At 39.7% G+C, this 18,822-nt stretch carries 11 protein-coding genes and 1 riboswitch; of the genes, 2 read left to right on the top strand and 9 right to left on the bottom strand.

Annotated elements, in window-relative coordinates:
* Window position 1 precedes the first annotated feature (1 nt).
* The 4 genes from BLW31_RS19060 to BLW31_RS19045 form a co-directional block, all read right to left on the bottom strand.
* Window positions 2-3,154 carry a SusC/RagA family TonB-linked outer membrane protein gene (locus BLW31_RS19060; protein ID WP_010539341.1) on the bottom strand — a complete coding sequence of 1,051 codons (3,153 nt, stop codon included), beginning with the start codon at window positions 3,152-3,154 and terminating at the stop codon, window positions 2-4.
* A gap of 236 nt (window positions 3,155-3,390) precedes the next feature.
* Entirely contained in the window at window positions 3,391-4,551 is a 1,161-nt protein-coding gene (locus tag BLW31_RS19055; protein ID WP_010539340.1) for an MFS transporter, read from the bottom strand.
* Window positions 4,552-4,561: 10 nt separating this feature from the next.
* Complete coding sequence (locus BLW31_RS19050) at window positions 4,562-7,705, bottom strand: GH92 family glycosyl hydrolase (RefSeq protein WP_022302005.1); 3,144 nt, start codon at window positions 7,703-7,705, stop codon at window positions 4,562-4,564.
* Between the two features lie 16 nt (window positions 7,706-7,721).
* Entirely contained in the window at window positions 7,722-10,421 is a 2,700-nt protein-coding gene (locus BLW31_RS19045) for an ROK family protein (RefSeq protein ID WP_010539338.1), read from the bottom strand.
* A gap of 130 nt (window positions 10,422-10,551) precedes the next feature.
* On the opposite strand from BLW31_RS19045, the gene BLW31_RS19040 reads away from it, so the two are divergent.
* Window positions 10,552-11,286, top strand: a complete 735-nt coding sequence (locus tag BLW31_RS19040; protein WP_022302004.1) for a GntR family transcriptional regulator — start codon at window positions 10,552-10,554, stop codon at window positions 11,284-11,286.
* Here BLW31_RS19040 and BLW31_RS19035 read toward each other — a convergent pair.
* The 4 genes from BLW31_RS19035 to BLW31_RS19020 form a co-directional block, all read right to left on the bottom strand.
* The gene (locus BLW31_RS19035; protein ID WP_010539336.1) at window positions 11,283-11,873 is read right to left on the bottom strand and encodes a Crp/Fnr family transcriptional regulator; all 591 of its coding nucleotides are present in this window, start codon (window positions 11,871-11,873) and stop codon (window positions 11,283-11,285) included. The genes BLW31_RS19040 and BLW31_RS19035 overlap by 4 nt on opposite strands.
* A 13-nt stretch (window positions 11,874-11,886) precedes the next feature.
* Complete coding sequence (locus BLW31_RS19030) at window positions 11,887-13,242, bottom strand: MATE family efflux transporter (protein WP_010539335.1); 1,356 nt, start codon at window positions 13,240-13,242, stop codon at window positions 11,887-11,889.
* A 94-nt stretch (window positions 13,243-13,336) separates the two neighbouring features.
* Window positions 13,337-15,331 (bottom strand): DUF5074 domain-containing protein, encoded by a 1,995-nt coding sequence (locus tag BLW31_RS19025; protein ID WP_022302001.1) that lies wholly within the window; start codon window positions 15,329-15,331, stop codon window positions 13,337-13,339.
* A gap of 143 nt (window positions 15,332-15,474) precedes the next feature.
* Window positions 15,475-15,689: riboswitch (cobalamin riboswitch) on the bottom strand.
* A gap of 65 nt (window positions 15,690-15,754) precedes the next feature.
* Window positions 15,755-16,318, bottom strand: coding sequence for a DUF2284 domain-containing protein (locus BLW31_RS19020; protein WP_010539333.1), 564 nt, complete (start codon window positions 16,316-16,318; stop codon window positions 15,755-15,757).
* Between the two features lie 35 nt (window positions 16,319-16,353).
* Between BLW31_RS19020 and cobO the strand changes: the two genes are divergently transcribed.
* Window positions 16,354-16,893 carry a cob(I)yrinic acid a,c-diamide adenosyltransferase gene (gene cobO, locus BLW31_RS19015; protein ID WP_256207969.1) on the top strand — a complete coding sequence of 180 codons (540 nt, stop codon included), beginning with the start codon at window positions 16,354-16,356 and terminating at the stop codon, window positions 16,891-16,893.
* A 5-nt stretch (window positions 16,894-16,898) separates the two neighbouring features.
* On the opposite strand, the gene BLW31_RS19010 is transcribed toward cobO, so the two are convergent.
* Window positions 16,899-18,584 carry a putative transporter gene (locus BLW31_RS19010; protein ID WP_010539331.1) on the bottom strand — a complete coding sequence of 562 codons (1,686 nt, stop codon included), beginning with the start codon at window positions 18,582-18,584 and terminating at the stop codon, window positions 16,899-16,901.
* Window positions 18,585-18,822: the final 238 nt, after the last annotated feature.

The raw sequence follows: 18,822 nt of genomic DNA, 5'->3' as shown, positions 1-18,822 counted from the left end.
ATCAGAAGCTTAAGTTAATACCAAAATTGTAAACTGCCTGAATAGGATATTGCATTCCGTCGTTTCCTTGTTCTACATCCCATAATTTAAAGCGATTCCATGCGAAAAGATTTAGTCCGCTGGCATAGATTCTCAAATTGGACATACCTAGATGGCTGGTTAGCCTTTTAGGTAATGTATATCCGATTTCGACTGATTTTAAACGTAAGTAAGAACCGTCGCGTAACCACCATGTGCTGTTTCTATTATTGTTTGCAATATCAGTGGTTGACAATCTTGGGAAAGTAGCGTATATATTACGATTCGATTCAGACCAGTAATCATCCGCATATGCTTGCATCATACCATTGAGGTTATTTCCTCCGAAATCCATTTGCATGAAAGGATTTGTTGCTTTGGAATTAATAAAGAAAGAAGATCTCGCTGCTCCTTGAAAGAAACAAGAAATATCAAAATTTTTGTATCCCATCGACACTCCGAAGCCGTATACAATTTCTGGAGAAGAGGAAATCCCTATTGGAACAATATCTTCATCATTAATTATTCCGTCATTATTTACATCTTTGTATTTTATGTCACCGGGCATATATTCACCATATGTCTGAACAGGTGAATTTGCAATATCTTCTTCATCAATGAACAGTCTTTCCGCTATTAATCCATAAGTCTGATTAATACGTTTTCCAATATGACTAAGCCAAGGGTAAGGACGATAGGGTTCTTCTACATGCTCATATTTGCCTGTTGCATAAGTGAAATTGCCACGCACTCCTAACCAGAAGTTTTTATTGAAAGCGTGGTTGGCATCTACCTGCACTTCGAATCCATGTGAAGAAGCTTCTCCTTTATTAGCATAAAGAGGTGCACTGAATCCCATTTCATACGGGATGGTTTGGCGTTCGCCAAAGATGTTTTTTCGATATTCGGTGAAGTAATCGAATTGTATGTCAAATATATTAAATAGCCCAACTTCGAGACCTAAATTCATTTTTTGAGCAATTTCCCATTTGATTTTGTCATTTCGATAGCGTATCATGTCGATAGTACCGACATTCCGTTCAAAATCTTGTCCCCAACTGAAATTTGCACCACTACCGTTTAGATTTACCTCGGACATATAAAAGAATCTGTCATTCCATGCACCAATATTGTCGTTACCTACCAAACCGTAAGTTCCTTTTAGTTTCAGTTTATTGATAATATTCTTAAGGTCTTGATTCCAAAACTTTTCTTCGGAGATCATCCAGCCTGCTCCTATCGAAGGAAAGAATCCGAATCGTTCATTTTTGGCAAATCTTTCGGAACCATTGTAACCAAAGTTTGCTTCAGCAAAATATCGTCCGTCGTATGCGTATGTAAAACGACCTGATAATCCAATGTTACGGGCTGGTAAAGATGTCTGTATCGAACTTGCGCCTCCGCTCTTATTCTCTCTCAGAACTCCTACTAATAATCCGGTGATATTATGCTTTTCCCGGAACGTACGGTTGTAGTTGAGAGATGCTTCATAATAATACGAACTGCTGACTTGATTCCCTTCTGCTGTATAATCCAAATCTTCCCGTCCACCATTAGGGTTCAGCTCCCTTAAAGTATATGTGTCGGTTAGTTTATCATAATAGCTGATTGAATAATAAAAGGGTGAAGTAGAACGTTGTTGTCCGCTGTATGAATTTCGGGTAGTACTTGCGAAGACTTTGATACTAAGTCCTGGAGTTATAAAATCTAATTTCTGATTTAATTCCGCCTGGGCAGAAATAACCGAATTGGTGTATTGTTTGTAACCACGTATCATTTCCGCATAGGGATTGATGTAATTACCATCACCTGCGTTACCAAATAAAATATGTGAAGTAGATGTATGATTTTCATCAGGCATATAATATTTGGGGAATAAAACAGGACTTGTTGCCATTGCTCTTCGGTATAGATCATTGCCGCTTACAATAGGACCGGTATAATCATCAAAATTGCCACTGAATTTTACAGAAAATGTAGTCGTCTTGGTCACATCAATATCAATGTTAGAACGTACATAGATTTTTTTTAAATCAATGTTACTGTTATAATTGTTTCGTTTATCTACCTTCATGATACCATTGTCATCCGATATGCCTAAAGAAACATAATATCTGGCAGTTTCACTACCTCCGCTCATATTGATGTTGGCACGTGAATTAAATACATTATCATTAAATAATTCATTGTACCAGTCTACCGCCGGATATACATAGGGATTTTTGCCGGCTATTGTTGATGCTATTTTCTCATCGGTATGAGGCCGGACAGCTAACGGATTACGTGTGAGTACAGCTTCATTGTGGTATTTCATATAGCTGATAGGATCTACCATGTCTATTCTTTTTGTAGGTGCTGACAATGAACCTTCCACTCTGGCACTAATTTTTACCTTACCGGGTTTGCCTTGCTTGGTAGTAATCAAAATGACTCCATTAGCTCCGCGTGCACCATAAATGGCAGTTGCTGTTGCATCTTTCATTATAGAGAAAGCAGCAATGTCATCTGCGGACAGTCTGGAAAGATCGGTAGTAGATGATTCGATATTATCGATTAATATCAGTGGACTTTTAGAGTAACCAAAAGTTGTCACACCGCGAATAAAGAATTCCACATTGTCATTTCCAGGTTCACCGGACAACTGGTAAGATATAATTCCGGCAACATTACCACCTAAGGCTTGAGTCAGATTACTGGTTGGAATTTTTAATCTTTCAGGTTTTAAGGTTGATATTGCTCCAATCACACTTTCTTTTTTCTGTTTAGCAAAACCAACCACAGTAACTTCATCCAATTCATCTACCTTGGGCAAAAGTTTAATGGTTTGAGGTACTTTATCTATCTTGTATTCAATAGATTGGTATCCTAAAAATGAGAAAATTAAAATAGAGCCTGATTCGGATGAAATAGTAAATAAGCCATCTATATCCGAAATGGCTCCTTTTGTTGATCCTTTCACCTGTACAGTAGCTCCTGCAATAGGCAAGTCGGTTTCATCCACAATTTTCCCTGATATTGCTTTGGATGAGTTGTTACTACTACTGGTTTGAGCTTGCAAGGTTACATAGCTTTCAATGATTAGAAGGAAAGCTATCCATAATACGAAGCGTGGCAAGTTGCATAAAAGCTTCTTCATACTCTGTGATTTTAAAAAGTAAGTCATAAGGGTTTTATATTAGATTTAATGTGATTTCTTGTATATAAAGGCTGTATATTTTAATCTACATAGTATTAATTGCTTATGATATATGTATTATATAATGTCTATATGTATATACATATTGCAAATATATATATTTAAAGCAGGAAAACTAGAAAGATTTATTTATTTAATATAAATTTATATATGAATGGTTGTTTTGAGAATAAATGTTAATACGGCTTTGTGTGTATGGTTTTAAATTTATGAAACGAACATAAAATTAGATAGATTACACAAATTAGCATGACAAGGATGGAGCCTGATTGGCTTCCGGTATAATCTGCGCAAACTCCCATGAGAGGAGGAATGATGGAGCCACCGGATATCCCAGTTATCATGAGTCCTGATATTTCGTTGGTTTTATAGGGTAATGTATGCAAGGCTAGCGAGTAGATGACGGCAAATATGCTAGATATTGCAAAGGCTATAATGCATACTAATAACAAAATAATATATTGAGAATGTATCCAATAAATGCAGGACAAAGCTATTAATACAATGAACATATTGATCCGATAATAATAAATTTCGGAAAACTTTGCTAATAGAATTACACCACATAAGGTCCCCAAAGTGCGAGCGGCAAAATACCAGCTTGTACCATAACTTGCGATTTCTTTAGTCAATTCTGCATTTTCAATTAAAAGTTTTGGGGTAAATACATTCATTCCTACATCTAAGCCAACAATACAAATGATGCCTCCGAATAAAAGGCAGATGGTTTTATTTTTCAGGAGAGAAATAACTTGATAGAAACTGGAAGTTAATCTTTTGTCGTCTTTCTCATTTATTGGAGTGAAAAATAACCAGATTCCGGAAATTAGAGTAATGGCGGCGAATATGGGAAACATTAATATCCAGTTGTTGAAATAAACAGAGCAGAATCCGGCCACTATAGGTCCTACAAAAGAAGATAGTGCTTTGATGAATTGTCCGGCTGTCATAATGCTTGATAATTTTCCTTCAGCGATAACATTGGTTAATAAAGGATTAAGTGACACTTGAAGGATGGTATTTCCTATGCCTAAAAGTGCAAAGGCGATATAACAGGCTGTCTGTGTGAATGTAAGTAATGGAAGTAACATTCCAATAAAAGTAGATAAAAGTCCTATCAGTGATATTGTTTTTCTACCTTTCTTGTCCATCCAGATAGAAATCGGAATAGAGATGAGTAAAAACCATATAAATACCATTGATGGCAGGAAACCGGCTTGGGTTTCGCTCCAACTGAAATAATCTTTCGCATAGGTGACTGATACTCCTACTAAGTCACAGAACCCCATAATAAAGAAACCAAAAAGAACTGGTAGTATCTTACTTTTATTTTTCATATGTGTTTATTTATTTAAATGCATTTGGATTTGGTCGGTCACCCATAATGAAATGAAGTGTTCCTCCTTTTTTGAGTTTACTCCATTCTATATAGTTATTACTAAGGCGCTTGTTATTGAATCTTACAGATTGAATGTAACAATTGTCTTTGGATACATTTTCTGCTTTTATGATAAGTTTTTTTCCAGAGTAATAGGTGTTGTCTAACTGAATTTCTACCCGGTCGAATCGCGGACTCCCCAGTAACCATACGGGATCTTTGCTGCAACCGCCATCCATCTGGAAAAGTCCTATGCTGCTTAAAATATACCAAGAACTCATCTGCCCTTGATCTTCATCTCCTGGATAAGCGTCTCGGGGACCCATACCATAATATTTTTCTTGTATAGCACGTGCCCATTTCTGGGTATGCCACGGCTCACTGGTATAAGAGAAGAGGTAAGCTGCCTGCATATTTGTTTCATTTCCATGATTAATAGGATAAGCTCCCATATTATCTCCTAAAGCATTGAAGCTTACTTTTTCGGATGTTGCAAATCCGGCATTCAGCCGGTCGATGAATCGACGCTCTCCTATTAGATTGATGAGGCCTTTTACATCATGAGGAACGTACCAGGTGAATTGCCACGCGCTGCCTTCGCAAAACCCGGGAGCATGATATGGGTTGGTGTTTTCGATCCACTCTCCGTTGGGACGTCGTGGGCGTACATATCCGGTTGATGGGTCGAATATGTTTTTCCAGTTATCGGAACGTTTCATAAATGTATTGAAGTCATCTTTTTTATTGAGGGCATTAAAATATTGAGCAGCGCAATAGTCTTGATATGCGTATTCCATTGTATTGGAAACGTATGATTGATAATGTGGAGAATTCCAATCCCATGCGTCATCGTATAGAGGTACGTAGCCTTTGGTTATATAATCGGGATAACTCTCGTTGCCGACTTGTCCTCCTTCAGGATAGTTTATCATAGTGGCTGTTTGTTGGTGTATTAATGCCTGATACATGAGTTGGCTGTCGAAGTCACGAATTCCATGTTGATAGCCGGAGACTATTAATGGCAAAGCAGGATTGCCTATCATGACCCTGAAATATTTCATACCGGGATTACCATTGGGGAGCCAGCCGCCACGACGATAGAATTGTTCGTAAGTGTAAATCCAATTGGACATGTATTCCGGATAGAGAAGATTATAAAATGGACCTAATGTCCAATGCATTCCCCAAGCGGAATCACCTCCATATATGCTTTTACCCGGCTTGTCTATAAGAGCTTTGTCACCGTTCATATCCATCCATTCCCCATTCACATCATTCCAGATAGTCCGTGGACTGATAGAACGGTAAAGATTGGTGTAGAATTTTTGCTTTAACAGGTAATTGTCTGTTGTGATACTGACTCTTTGGAAGAGTGTTTCCCAGGTATCTTGTTGATTGGTGACAACTTTATCAAAATTCCATCCGAATGGTCTCGCTATTTCTTCTTCCAGATTTAGCCGTGCGTTATCAATGCTTACTAATGAAATACCTGTCCTTACCATAACATCATCACCAGTGTTGAGGTTAAAGTCGAGGAAGATTCCCGCGTCCAGTTTGTCTTGACTGTTATTTTCGACTGTAAATACCTGCTGAGACTTCATATTTGATTTATGTAGCTGTTCTATTTGGCTGTATACTTTGTTTCGTATCCAGCCATTCATTGTTTTGAATGGCTTATCAAACTGCATAACAAAATGTAATTTATATCTTTGTACTCCATGATATCCTGTTGACCGGCAATCGTTCAAGGTCCATCCCTCTATTTCTGTGTCAGAGACTTTTTTTACATATACATCTTCTAAATTCCAGTCATATTCTGCTGGAAAGAAAAAATCGATTAGTATTCGTGGTTGCTCTGCTCTGTTGAATGTGTATCGCTGAAGAGAACTACGGGTAGTTGCAGTCAATTCTGCTTGGATATTATAATCTGTAAGATCGACAGAATAATAACCGATTCGGGCTGTTTCGGTTTTCTTATTAATTCGGGAGCGATAACCATAGTCCGGCTGTTTCTCTGTTCCGGGTTGTATTTTTAAATCTCCAGTAGTTGGTATCATTAAGAGTCCTGTCATTGTCCATTCGTGAATGTGGCTGAATCCCATTATGTTTTCAACGTTATATTCATATCCTGCTTTCCAATGGGCATCTTCGTTATCGGGCATAAGTTTTACCATTCCAAATGGCATCCATGGACCGGGTCCTATCATCCATCGTGAACCGCTGGAACCGGCAAACTGGTCAACATAATCAATTGATCTGCGTAGTTGCTGGGTACTACGGATAAATTCTTGAGTTGCTACTGTTTGTCCTTCTGTTGATATTTTAACTTTGATTTTAGACTGCTCTTTAATCTTTCCGGTTGGAATTTCGTAGATATTCTCCCCTTCTTCTACTTGTTTGAATATCTCCTTTTGGTTGATTTGTATTTTCAGTATTCCGGATTTTTTAGCTATAGTTTTCAGTAGAAGAGGTTGAGTCTTTGCTTTTCCTTGTTTCAATTCATAATCTGCCATTTTCATTGAAATAATAGGTATGTCACCTATCTTCTCGATTTGTGTCTGTTGAGGCCCATTTAGATGAATGGCGTCAAAAGTTAGAGATTTGCTGTTGAATAACTGCATTATAATCTTGTTGTATCCTTCTTTCAGGTCTCCGGGCTGTATTGAATATGTTAGCTGTTTAGTGTCTGGTTTTATAGGAGAGTCATAGCTCTTTCCATTAACTTCCAGTCTTAAGAACATCTCAGGCTCATATTCCATATTAGCTATAAAAATATCACATTGGTATTTATCTTGAATATTAACATTGGATAGCTTCATTAAAATAGGAAGTTGTATTCTGCACTGCCCTGCCCAGTAGGAAAAACCTGCCCATTCTGCTGTTGGTCCCGGTATAATGTATGGAAAATCAGCCGATATGTTTTCTCCTGCATAAAAGACAAATTTATTATCCCCAAAGCCGGAGATTATAAATTTGTCTTTTCCATCCGGTGCTAAGGCGAATTCCTCAGATGAAAGGTCTTTTCTGCCTAGCTGCCAGATTGTGTGTTGCTGCGAATATAAATTTGCAATGCAACAAGTGAAAAGGATCATTTGTAAGATGACTTGTTTCATGGGAGTTAAATTAAGTCTAATATGGATTCAATGTAACATTTTCTTTAACAAAGGCTTTTACTAGCATAACTTCTTTATCAGGATTTTCATTTATAATTGTATAGGATTTAGCTGCAGCTGGGATAACAAAAGTCTCTGCGTAGTTAAAACGTTGTTTCATGCCTTCCTCTGTTTCTACATAAATGGAATCCCCCTCTACGACCATACATACATGACATTTATTTTCGGTTTTCATTTGAATGCGATTTTTGATAGTATAACGGTATACATCATAAAAATGCTCTTTGTGGGTAGACAAATGTTCTATGGTACATTCCTGGTTTTCTTCCATAACACATGGATGACAAATCAGTTCTTGAACAACTTTTTCTCCTTTTCTGTCAAAATATAGATTGTTCATTCCGTGCTGTATGTTTAAAGGACGTGGTTTGCCGTCCAATCCTAAACGTATCCAGTCATACATTTTGAATGTAAAAATATAGGGTGCACTACTTATCTCCAGTACCAGGCAATCTTTTCCAGAAGCATGTATGGTTCCATTAGGAATAAGAAAAAAATCATGCTTTTTAGCTTGGTGTTTTTGGACAAATTCTTCAATATCTACCTTTTGGGCCTTTTGTTGACTTTCTTCTAGAGCGTATTGGAATTTTTCAGGAATAATATTATCTTGAAAGCCTAAATATACGCAAGGCGAGTTTTTGCAGTCTAATATGTAATATGTTTCGTCTTGAGTGAATGGCATATTAAAGTGTTCTCGTATATATCGAGGACGTGGGTGGCACTGGATGGAGAGATTATCACCGTCAAAGGTATCTAAAAAGTCGAAACGTATAGGGAAGTTATACTTAAATGTTTCGGCACATTCTCCTAATATATTCTGATAATCGCTATACATGAGAAAATCGAAAGATACTTCAAGCCGATATCCGTCGCTTTCGAACATTAGTCCGTTTTCGAGTACCATCAATTCAAAAGACCATGCGAGATTAGCTACTTCTTTATTTAATCCCTGAATATGATTTTTCATCCATTGTCCTCCCCAAGCACCGGGTTCAAACCAAGGGCGAACTCTGAAAAAATTATGGCTCATTTTATTCAACCCTTCTCGTAAATCATTTCCTGAAATCATTAATAGTTCATCCCATTCTCTTTGTCCGTCAATAAGAAGGTTAATTGAAGGAAGGTATTGCTTTTTATGCTTGTTCAGGACAATCCAGTCAACAAAGTATAATTGTTTGTAGGCCTGCTGATTGTCTTTCCGGTAATCTAATCCTAAATTATAGATAACTCCGGCACGCATTCTGAATTGAATTTCATTTTTAGGAACATCTATATAAATTAGTGGAGCTTGCCATGGAGAGAGGGCTGCCCCTATGCCAATGAATATATTCAAGTCTGCCTCCGGATCAGGCTGGATAGCACTAAGCTTATTTTTATCAAACCAGTCCATCAGGTTTTTATCAGTTATGGTGCCGAATAATGGATTGTCTCCTCCCAGATAAGGAGCGATCATTTTTTCAATAGTATGTGGATCTTTCATTGCTGCACTGGCATGAAAGAATCGCACATTCTTTCCTCTTCTTCTTAATTCTTCTCCTAATTTAATAATTAATTCATCCCAAAAGACTCCGGCATAACCATCAATTTTTATTTGAGAATGTTTTTCTATCCAGTTAGCTAATTGATTAATACCTTTCTCGATTTTGCTTTTTCCTAACGGGAATGCCGGATAAATATCATATTCTCCTGAAGAAGTGGGAGTGGAATTTGTAGGGGCAATAAATTGTTCAGTATGTCTTTTTTCTTTGATATTTTCCATGTTTTCAAGTATAATGCTTGTGTGAATAGCTGATCCTATTAATGGGGATATATCCCATAATTTACAGATATCTATTTTAGTAATTAAATTAAGTTTCTCTAATTGAGATTGAATGTTGCTTAGAAAGAAATCGGAAGCCTTTGCTATATTTCCTCCTATAATTAATTTCTCCGGTTTAAACTTTTGGAGGAACGGAGTGATGAATTCTACGAAGTTTGAAGCGAATTTTTTAAATAATGAATGTGCATTTCGGTCTCCAGCTAAAGCATACAAGGCAATCTCTTTTACACCGGATACTTTTTTATTTGAAAATTGTGTATTCCAGGTGTTTACAAACCACCTTGTCGAGAAATAGTCATCTGCTATCCCATCTTGATAAGGAATGTTGTAAAGATAGCCATGTTCTGGTATACCTTCTGTCTGTTCGTTTAAAACAGTGTCGTTTTCAAGAAATGTGCTTCCAAGTCCGGTGCCGATTGTAACTATGATACTTCTATTAGCATCTTTTGCTGCTCCTGCATAATATTCCCCTAAGGCATATGCAGAAGCGTCATTTATGAACAAAGTATTCAGATGTGATTCTTTTTTTATTTCTTCTTTAAGGTTGAGCCCAAAAAGTGACTGGAATTTGGGTACACCATAAATGGAAACTATTCCTTTGGAGTAGTCACATGGTCCAGGTATAGCTATGCCGATTCCGTTTAATTCTGATAACGACGTACGTGTTTGAATATCAGCAATAACCTTATGGATTTTCGTAATGATGCTTGATGTTGAATCTGTAACTGTCAATTCTTCGTGAGATATTATGTTTTGGTAAATGCTGTTTGTTAGCGGATCGACGACTCCACCTTTTATATGTGTACCTCCTATGTCTATTCCCAAATAATGCTTCATAGCTATTATGATTTAAATGATTAAGTATGTCTGAACATATAAACATTTGCAAATGTATTCTTTTTCTTGAAAAGAACAAAAAATATTGGCTGTTTTTATTTTTATTTTTATCTTTGTAAAAAAGTTAATCATGAAGATATTAGTCAATCATAACAGTGCAATCCCCCTTTATCTTCAGATAGAAGAACAGTTGAGGACAATTATCAAAGGGGAGGAATATAAACAAGGTAAGATGCTTCCTAATGAGATTGATTTGTCTAAACAATTAGGCATATCTCGGAATACTCTAAGACAGGCGATTAATAATCTTGTGAATGAAGGTTTGCTGATGCGGAAAAAAGGAGTGGGTACAGTTGTTGTAAACTCATCTGTTTGTTCTAAAGCTCAGAATTGGATGAGTTTTACACAGGAAATGAAAGCTTTGGGAATTGTACCGATGAATTATGAACTTCATGTTAGTTGGACGAAACCGACAGATGATATAGCTCTTTTTTTTAATTCTCCTGATGTGAAAAGAATTTTGAAGTTAGAACGTCTGCGTGGAAATCAAGAATATCCTTTCGTATATTTTATATCTTACTTTAATCCTAAGATTGGTTTGACAGGAAGTGAGGACTTTTCTCGTCCCCTTTATGAAATATTAGAAAGAGATTATCATGCGATAGCAAAAGTTTCTAAGGAAGATATAAGTGCTAGATTAGCCGATAAATATATTGCTAATAAACTTGAGATAAAGGTGGGAGATCCAATTCTTGTACGCAAAAGATTTGTTTATGATCCGGATGGATGCCCACTTGAATGGAATATAGGTTATTATCGTGCTGATAGTTTTACATATTCACTTGAGTTTGAAAGAAATATTTAATCTGTCATTACGATGTTGTTTGTTACTATCTCCGCCCGAATCCTGCTGAGCGACTGCGGTGTGATCCACAAATAAGATGCTATATGTTTTAGAGGTACATATTGCAATAATTCCGGTGTCTCTTTGATGAGATTCAGGTAGCGTTCCTTGGCCCGTGGACTTCCGGGGTTTATGAGCCAGTTCTCTTGTTGTAGGAATTGATGATCCATGAGTCGGAGTCCCAGGTTGGCAAGCCCGATAGATGAGGAAAACAACTGATTCAGGGCAGCGCGGGAGATACAGTAAGCCACGCTGTCACACATTGCCTGAATATTTACCAGCGAATAGGCGTTGTCTACATATCCCCAGACGGAGAAGGCAGCCTCTCCGTCCGAAGCGAACCAGATGGTTGTTTCTTCTCCGTCTTTGTGGTAATATGCCCGCCAGATTCCATTCCGTATAAAGTAAAGGTTACTATTCTTTGTCCCTTCTCGTACAATCAGTTCTCTTTTTTTGAAGTGTACTTCTTCCATGCAATCCAGTAAGGACTGCACATCGGCTTCCGATACTTTGTATCTGCTGCAAAGCTTTTTGATGAATGTTTCCATAGTGCAAAGATACTTATCGTCGGCGGACAATGAAGCGATCTTTGAAATAAATTCCGATAATATAGAGTGTCGTCAATAACTCTGCCGACGGAACAGCCAGCCAGATGCCCGGCACACCGAGAATGGGCGGAAGAACAAAGAAACCGATCAGCATAAATACGACACCTCGAAGAAGGGTAATGATAGTAGCTCTCTGTCCCCGTTCAATACTTTGGTAATAGCCGATTCCTATCATATTAATAGCAAAGAAGATGAAGCCGATGCCAAAATAGGGAATGCCGTTTACTGCAATGTCAAAGGCGGAATAGCTGCGGTCTATAAACAGTGCGACTATGTTCCGGCAACATAGCGTTGTGAGTATGAAAAAGCAGATTCCGCAAATCAAAGCTGTACGCAGCGAAAGACGCAGTGCCTTCCGTATACGTTCCGGCTGTCCGGCTCCGAAGTTATAGCTGATAATCGGCTGGGCAGATTGTGCAATCGCATTATATACCATAAATATGATGGGGAAAAAGTAACAGACAATACTGAAGGCAGCTACCCCGTCTTCTCCCAGATTCCGGATAAAGACATAGTTGCCGAGGAACATCATACAGGCAATGGACGCTTTGCTGACAAAGGCCGAATTTCCTAATTTTACCATATATCCTATGTTACGGAAAGTCATTCGCAGACTTTTTCTGCTTAGTTTGATTCGGTATAAGCGAAGGTCATGAGAGTAGTGCATGAGATAGACGAGTGTCATCAATCCTCCTACTACGGTGCCCAGGCTGGTGGCGAAGGCAGCGCCCATCATTCCCCAACCAAATTCGAAGATGAAGATATAATTTAACAGGATGTTGAGAATAGCTGCTGTGGCATTGCACATCATGGCATAGTTGGGCGAACCGTCCAAGCGGATATAGAACATGCCTATATTTAAAATTTCATAGAATACGAGGAAGGGTACATACCACGACATGTATTCTATTACATACGGCAACAATTTATCCGAACTGCCCAAGAAGCGTCCCAATGGCTCTACGAAATAGAAACACAAAGCAGACATGATGAGTATAAGAATCGCAGAAAAGACAAGTGCCTGAGTAATATTGATATTGGCTGCCTTACGTTTACCCTGCGATAGGTGAATGGAGGCGACAACCAATCCTCCGACTCCGAACATCAGTCCGATTCCGGCGGCAATCATAAAAAGAGGGGCTGTGATATTGACGGCGGCCAGTGCGTCGCTACCGATTCCTTTTCCTACGAATATTCCATCCGTAATAACGAATATCGCAGAGAAAACCATCCCGAGTACCGTCGGTACCAATAACTTACGGAATAGCGTGGATATGTCCATGCTGCCAAAATCAATGCTGTCTTTCATGACTTTCTACCTTTTATAATTAAAACGGGTGCAAAGGTAGAGGTATGAAAAGAGATAAAAATTACCATTTGGTAATTTTTATCTCTTCTTTCTGCTATTTATTGATCCATTCGTCAGAGAACCGGTATACAAAATCGATTCCTGCCGGGCTGGCTCCGCGTTGGCTGTTATATTTGAAGTGAGACTTCTCCGTTGGAGTGCCACTTGAAATATCATATACATATATATCACTATTTACATAGGTGGACTGTCCTACCCAATATTCTTCCGTAATAGGGTGAATACCCATAATACCATAAATCGTTATGCTGGATTTCAGGAAGTTTACGTCGAAGCTCTGTGTAGTATAGTTGTAGCGAGTGGCACTGGTTGCGTTGAATGCGTCTGTATCCACAAAGTATAAATTGGGCTGAGTGAAGCTTGCACAGAAGCCGACAGAAGGTGACCAACTTGCGATTGGAAGTTCGATCTCATCCGGCATATCCGTTTCAGAGAGTACATTGCCATCATGGTCAAGCGCTACCATTTTAGGAGAAGAGGTGAATGTCGGGCTGTAAAGGCTTCCTGTGTAAGTTGCGGCGAGCGGGCAATAGATATTTCCGTCTGCGCCTTTGGCGATACCCTTAATCTGATGTCCTTCGAATGGGATTGATTTGATAATCTGATCGGTGGCCGGATCGATGATAATTACTTTCTGTCCGCATCCCGCATACACCTTGCCGCGAGAATAAACCATGCGGCCTTTAGTAGCACCTGCTACAGTAAATGCACCGAAGCTTCCGTCGACTGTTGGTTCTACTTTTACAGCTCCATCGCTCAAAGTCAGTGCGGCGATACCTGAAGTGGCTTCCATACCCGATTCTGAATATTGAACGTATGCACGTGTCGGGCTGACTACTACTAAGTGTTGAGGCCACGTAGATTTACCTTCCGGAGTCATGATTACCAAAGGATCAGCGTATTCCATTTTAAATGTATGGGCATCGCATACCACGAAACGTCCGGCTCCTCCCTGGCTGCTACCGTTTTGAGCAATTATATAAATCTTTTCATTTGCCATATACATGTCCTGAACTACATTTCCTATTTCCATACCATTATTGGCATTTTCGAAAACGTTGCTGTATTCAACTCCGTTTTTATCATAAAAATAGATCGTTCCATTGGCACTACTCATATTGCCTTCACAGACTACGAAAGTACCTTTTGTATCAGTAAAGTCAATAGAAGCACATACTTCGATGGAAGCAAACATCGTATTCCCATTCTCGTGGATACCTACCAGAGTTACAATGCCTCCATTGTAGGATTGGTCGGTATAAGCAGGAGCTTTTACTGTTAGTGTTTTTGCATTTTTGTTGAGAGTGAATGTCCACCCTTCTGGTTTCTTCAAGAAATCTACGCTGATTATTTTGTCCATATTCAGTGAAAGAGTTTTCTTTTCGTTGAAGTTGAAAACGTAGTAAGGACGTCCGTCGGTCGGTTTCACGAAAGAGAAACTGTTTACTCCTTTGGTGGTAGGTATGCTGAAACTGGTTCCATTTGTCAGAGTAAAGACAACTTCCATTTCTGAAGGGATCACTGACTGAAAGAAGGACTCGTTGGCCTTTACGTCTTTTCCAGTCGTATCTTTGAGCCGTTCTCCATCTACTGTCCAGTATCCGTCAGTATCAACACTTAGTTGTGGTGCTGCTCCGGTTACGAGGAGTTTTTGTCCGTCTACAAGCAGAAATTGGGTTTCTCCGTTTGCGGTGATTGTCCAGTAATAGATTCCATCTTCTGCTTTCACTCCGATTACAGGGGCATCTGCTCCCTTTTCTCCGTGTTTGACGATAATCGTTTTATTGTCGCTGAAAGTAATCTTTATACCTTCGTCCGTTTCTTCATAGTTGGTGATAAACTTGGCATTCTCGTAAGCCGAAACGATTGTCTGAAGATTGCTGAGGTTTTCTTTTAACTGAGAGAGTTCGGTTTTTATCCCCTTCACTTCATCCCATAACTCATCGTCGTTGTAACATCCTGCAATTAGAATACTAAAAAGGGCGAAGGTCATCAGTCTGACTGCCCAGAAACGCATTTGCTTTCTCATAAATGTAAATTATTTGATATTAAACAAAAAATCCCCGTTTGTTTAGATAGCTATAATCTACACAAACGGGGACACTAATATCTATATCAAATAAAATATAAATGCTTATTTTCTATTTGACCGTAACCCGAAATCCCGCAGGTGTAAATCAGAGCATCAAGGCAGGTCTTCTGACTCATCTCTTCTGACAACACCTTCCCAGGTTTGTGAACCCAGTGGTTTCAAGTTGCAGTTTTGCTCTGACAGGCAGAGCCAAGATTTACAGCAGCAGGTTCTGTTGCCGGTTTGCACGGCATTCCCTTTTCATTCCTTAACAGTATGTCCACTGTTTTCGGAAACCTTAACGCTACAAAGGTATAAAGTTTTGTTAATATCTTGTTCGTTTTATCAAAAGAATTTTTGTTTGTTCTGATATTGAATCGTTTACAGGTCTTTTTGTATATCTCCGAATATTCCGCTTACTAACAGTAAGTATTCCGGCATCCTGTTTTTATCTCCCCATTTTAATTCAATATGTAGTAGTTCGGATGCTGTTTTACCTATATCGAACCCACAGGCTTCCAGTGACGGACGTACCCGTTCGGGATATAGGCAAGGTTTTCCTTCTGTGCGTGTACATGTGGGGCAGAGCAGGCAAGAGCCGGGAAAGAATGCACGTCCTTTATACGTTTTTTCCATTTCCAGCAGTAATTCATCTGTCCGTTTCCGTTCAGTCTCCATCATTTCTTTACCGAAAGAGATAACATCTGTAATTCTTTCCGGATGTAGAGGAGTTATTTTCGTCCCGATAATCAAAGCTGTTTGGCATTGGGAAAGGTAATGATCTACATTGAATGAGAATGGAGGACATGCCCAATAAGTGTTATAGCGGGTGCATTGCCGGCAGAATCCGATAAATTTTTCGGCATCCCGATAGTTTGCCATGTATTCGGCAACGGGAATGGTAGCGGTAAAGTCTTCAGCAATATAGTCTTCTCTTGTTTTCATATCACAAAGATATAGTTTATTTTTGTACTGCGGTTATTAATCATTCAGAGGAAAATCAGATGGAAAAAGGATACATTCATATTTATACGGGTGATGGAAAAGGAAAGACGACGGCAGCATTCGGCCTGGCAGTCCGTGCCCTTTGTGCAGGTAAAAGCGTATTCATCGGGCAGTTTGTCAAAAGCATGAAATACAATGAAACCCGTATGGTTGAAAAGTTCGACCGGATTTCGATAGAACAGTTCGGCAACGGATGTATGCTGACCCGTGAAGCTACGGAAGAAGATATCCGTGCGGCACACGAAGGGTTGACAAAATGCAGGGATGTTCTGCTTTCCGGAGAATATGCAGTCGTTATATTGGATGAATTGACCATTGCCCTCTTTTTAGGTTTATTGGAACTGGATGATGCGTTACAACTGTTGCGTAGCAAGCGTCCGGAAACGGAGGTCGTTATTACCGGACGCTATGCACCGCAGGAGTTGATTGATATAGCCGATCTTGTCACCGAAATGCGGGAAGTAAAGCATTATTATAAACAAGGCGTATTGTCGCGTGACGGAATAGATCGTTAGCAAAGCTATCCCAACGATAGAATCAATAATTGTGCCGTCAGCACCCGCAGAAACATGGTAAGCGGATAGACTGTAGCATAACCTACGGCTGGTGCATCGCAGGAAGTGAGGTCATTGGAGTATGCCAGTGCCGGCGGGTTAGTGGTAGAGCCTGCCAGAACACCGATTAACGTGAAGTAATTCAGCTTGCAGTAATAACGTCCTACCAATCCCGTAATCAGAAGAGGCAGAATGGTGATGATAACTCCGTAACCCACCCATATATATCCTCCGCCATGAATGATGGTATCTACGAATCCTTCTCCTGCTCCCAGACCTACACAAGCGAGGAAGATGGAAATACCGATTTCACGGAGCATCAGGTTGGCACTTATGGTAGTGTAAGTAATCAACTTATATTTCGGTCCGAAACGGCTGATCAGAATAGAGACGATGAGCGGACCACCTGCCAGTCCCAGTTTCACCGGTTGGGGAATACCCGGGAAGGCAAAAGGAATACTACCCAGAATACAACCCAATGCGATACCTATAAAAATAGGAATCAGATTAGGGTGATTCAGGCGCTTCATTGAGTTACCCAGTACTTTCTCGGCATGGGCAACGGCAAGCTCGGTACCAACGATGGTGACACGGTCGCCCATTTGCAACTGCAGCTGCGGGCCGGCAACCAAGTCCACTCCCGAACGGTTGATGCGGGTAATGCTTGCTCCGAAGTTATTTCGTATTTTCAGTTGTGAGAGAGTCTTGCCGTTGAGTTCCGGTTTGGTTATCAGGATGCGGCGTGAGATGAGCTGTTTGTTCAGCTGTTCCCATTCCATTTTAATTTCCTTGCCGAAGAAGATGGTGATTGCTTCCACATCAATCGGTGTAGAGATGACTAGGATAATGTCTCCTACATGTATGACTGTTTCAGAGTTGACCAATTCTGTTTCTCCTCCTTCACGGTGTTTGATACGTGAAATGACGAACTTACGATTCAATAACGGACGAAGTTCTTTAATCTTGATACCGTCTACCGATTCGTTTCTTACCTCGATGGAGACAGGACGTACGGTAAGTTCCTGTAAATGCCCCAAGCCTACTTCCGCTTCTTTTTCTTCCTGTGCGGTATTGATGCGCAGAAGATATTTCAAGGCGAGCAATGACAGGATGATGCCTACGACACCCAGCGGATAGCTGACAGCATATCCCAATGCTATATCGGGGGCGTCTATACCGTTCAGGTCACTGTTGGCCTGCTGCGCAGCTCCCAGTCCGGGGGTGTTGGTGACGGCTCCGGACAAGATACCTACCATGGTGGTAATCGGAGTTCCGGTAGTAAAGTGGAGAATAACGGTGATTCCTACTCCCAATGCCACTACCAGCACAGCCAGCATATTCAGCGTGAAACCTCCTTTCTTGAAGGCCGAGAAAAATCCCGGTCCTACTTGCAGACCGATAGAGTATACAAACAGAATCAATCCGAACTCTTTCAGGAAGTGGAGCAGGTGCTCGTCCAGATTCATGTTGAAATGACCGAATACGATTCCGACAAAGAGTATCCAGGTGACTCCCAGAGATACTCCCCGCACTTTAATTTTTGCCAGGATGATTCCGAACGCTATGGTCAGCGACAGAATCAGCACGGAGTGTGCCACTCCGCCACCCCAAAGGTTGGGGTAACCTTCGAATAAATTTCTTAGAACTTCCATTTTGATTTTTATATTATATCATGATATTTTGTAGTGTTAAAAGTATCCCCGGAGAAATCACTTCTACAGGGATACGCACACATTGAGTATGACGACTTTGAGCCGTTTCTTTAGTTATTTGTAATAGAGAGAATCATTCACTTAAATTTCTTCCGTTGATGTCGGGCGGAACATAGTCTCTATTTTTGCTGATATTAATGATGTCAGCAATTTGCTTTGCATATTGTTTTTCCATAAA

The sequence above is a fragment of the Bacteroides faecis MAJ27 genome (assembly GCF_900106755.1).
Taxonomy (GTDB): domain Bacteria; phylum Bacteroidota; class Bacteroidia; order Bacteroidales; family Bacteroidaceae; genus Bacteroides; species Bacteroides faecis.
Note: the sequence above shows the minus strand (reverse complement) of the source record. Positions and strands in the feature narration are given on the sequence as shown.

Coding starts and splice junctions, on each gene's coding strand:
- BLW31_RS19060 (WP_010539341.1), bottom strand. CDS start 3,154: ATGAAGAAGCTTTTATGCAACTTGCCACGCTTCGTATTATGGATAGCT.
- BLW31_RS19055 (WP_010539340.1), bottom strand. CDS start 4,551: ATGAAAAATAAAAGTAAGATACTACCAGTTCTTTTTGGTTTCTTTATT.
- BLW31_RS19050 (WP_022302005.1), bottom strand. CDS start 7,705: ATGAAACAAGTCATCTTACAAATGATCCTTTTCACTTGTTGCATTGCA.
- BLW31_RS19045 (WP_010539338.1), bottom strand. CDS start 10,421: ATGAAGCATTATTTGGGAATAGACATAGGAGGTACACATATAAAAGGT.
- BLW31_RS19040 (WP_022302004.1), top strand. CDS start 10,552: ATGAAGATATTAGTCAATCATAACAGTGCAATCCCCCTTTATCTTCAG.
- BLW31_RS19035 (WP_010539336.1), bottom strand. CDS start 11,873: ATGGAAACATTCATCAAAAAGCTTTGCAGCAGATACAAAGTATCGGAA.
- BLW31_RS19030 (WP_010539335.1), bottom strand. CDS start 13,242: ATGAAAGACAGCATTGATTTTGGCAGCATGGACATATCCACGCTATTC.
- BLW31_RS19025 (WP_022302001.1), bottom strand. CDS start 15,331: ATGAGAAAGCAAATGCGTTTCTGGGCAGTCAGACTGATGACCTTCGCC.
- BLW31_RS19020 (WP_010539333.1), bottom strand. CDS start 16,318: ATGAAAACAAGAGAAGACTATATTGCTGAAGACTTTACCGCTACCATT.
- BLW31_RS19010 (WP_010539331.1), bottom strand. CDS start 18,584: ATGGAAGTTCTAAGAAATTTATTCGAAGGTTACCCCAACCTTTGGGGT.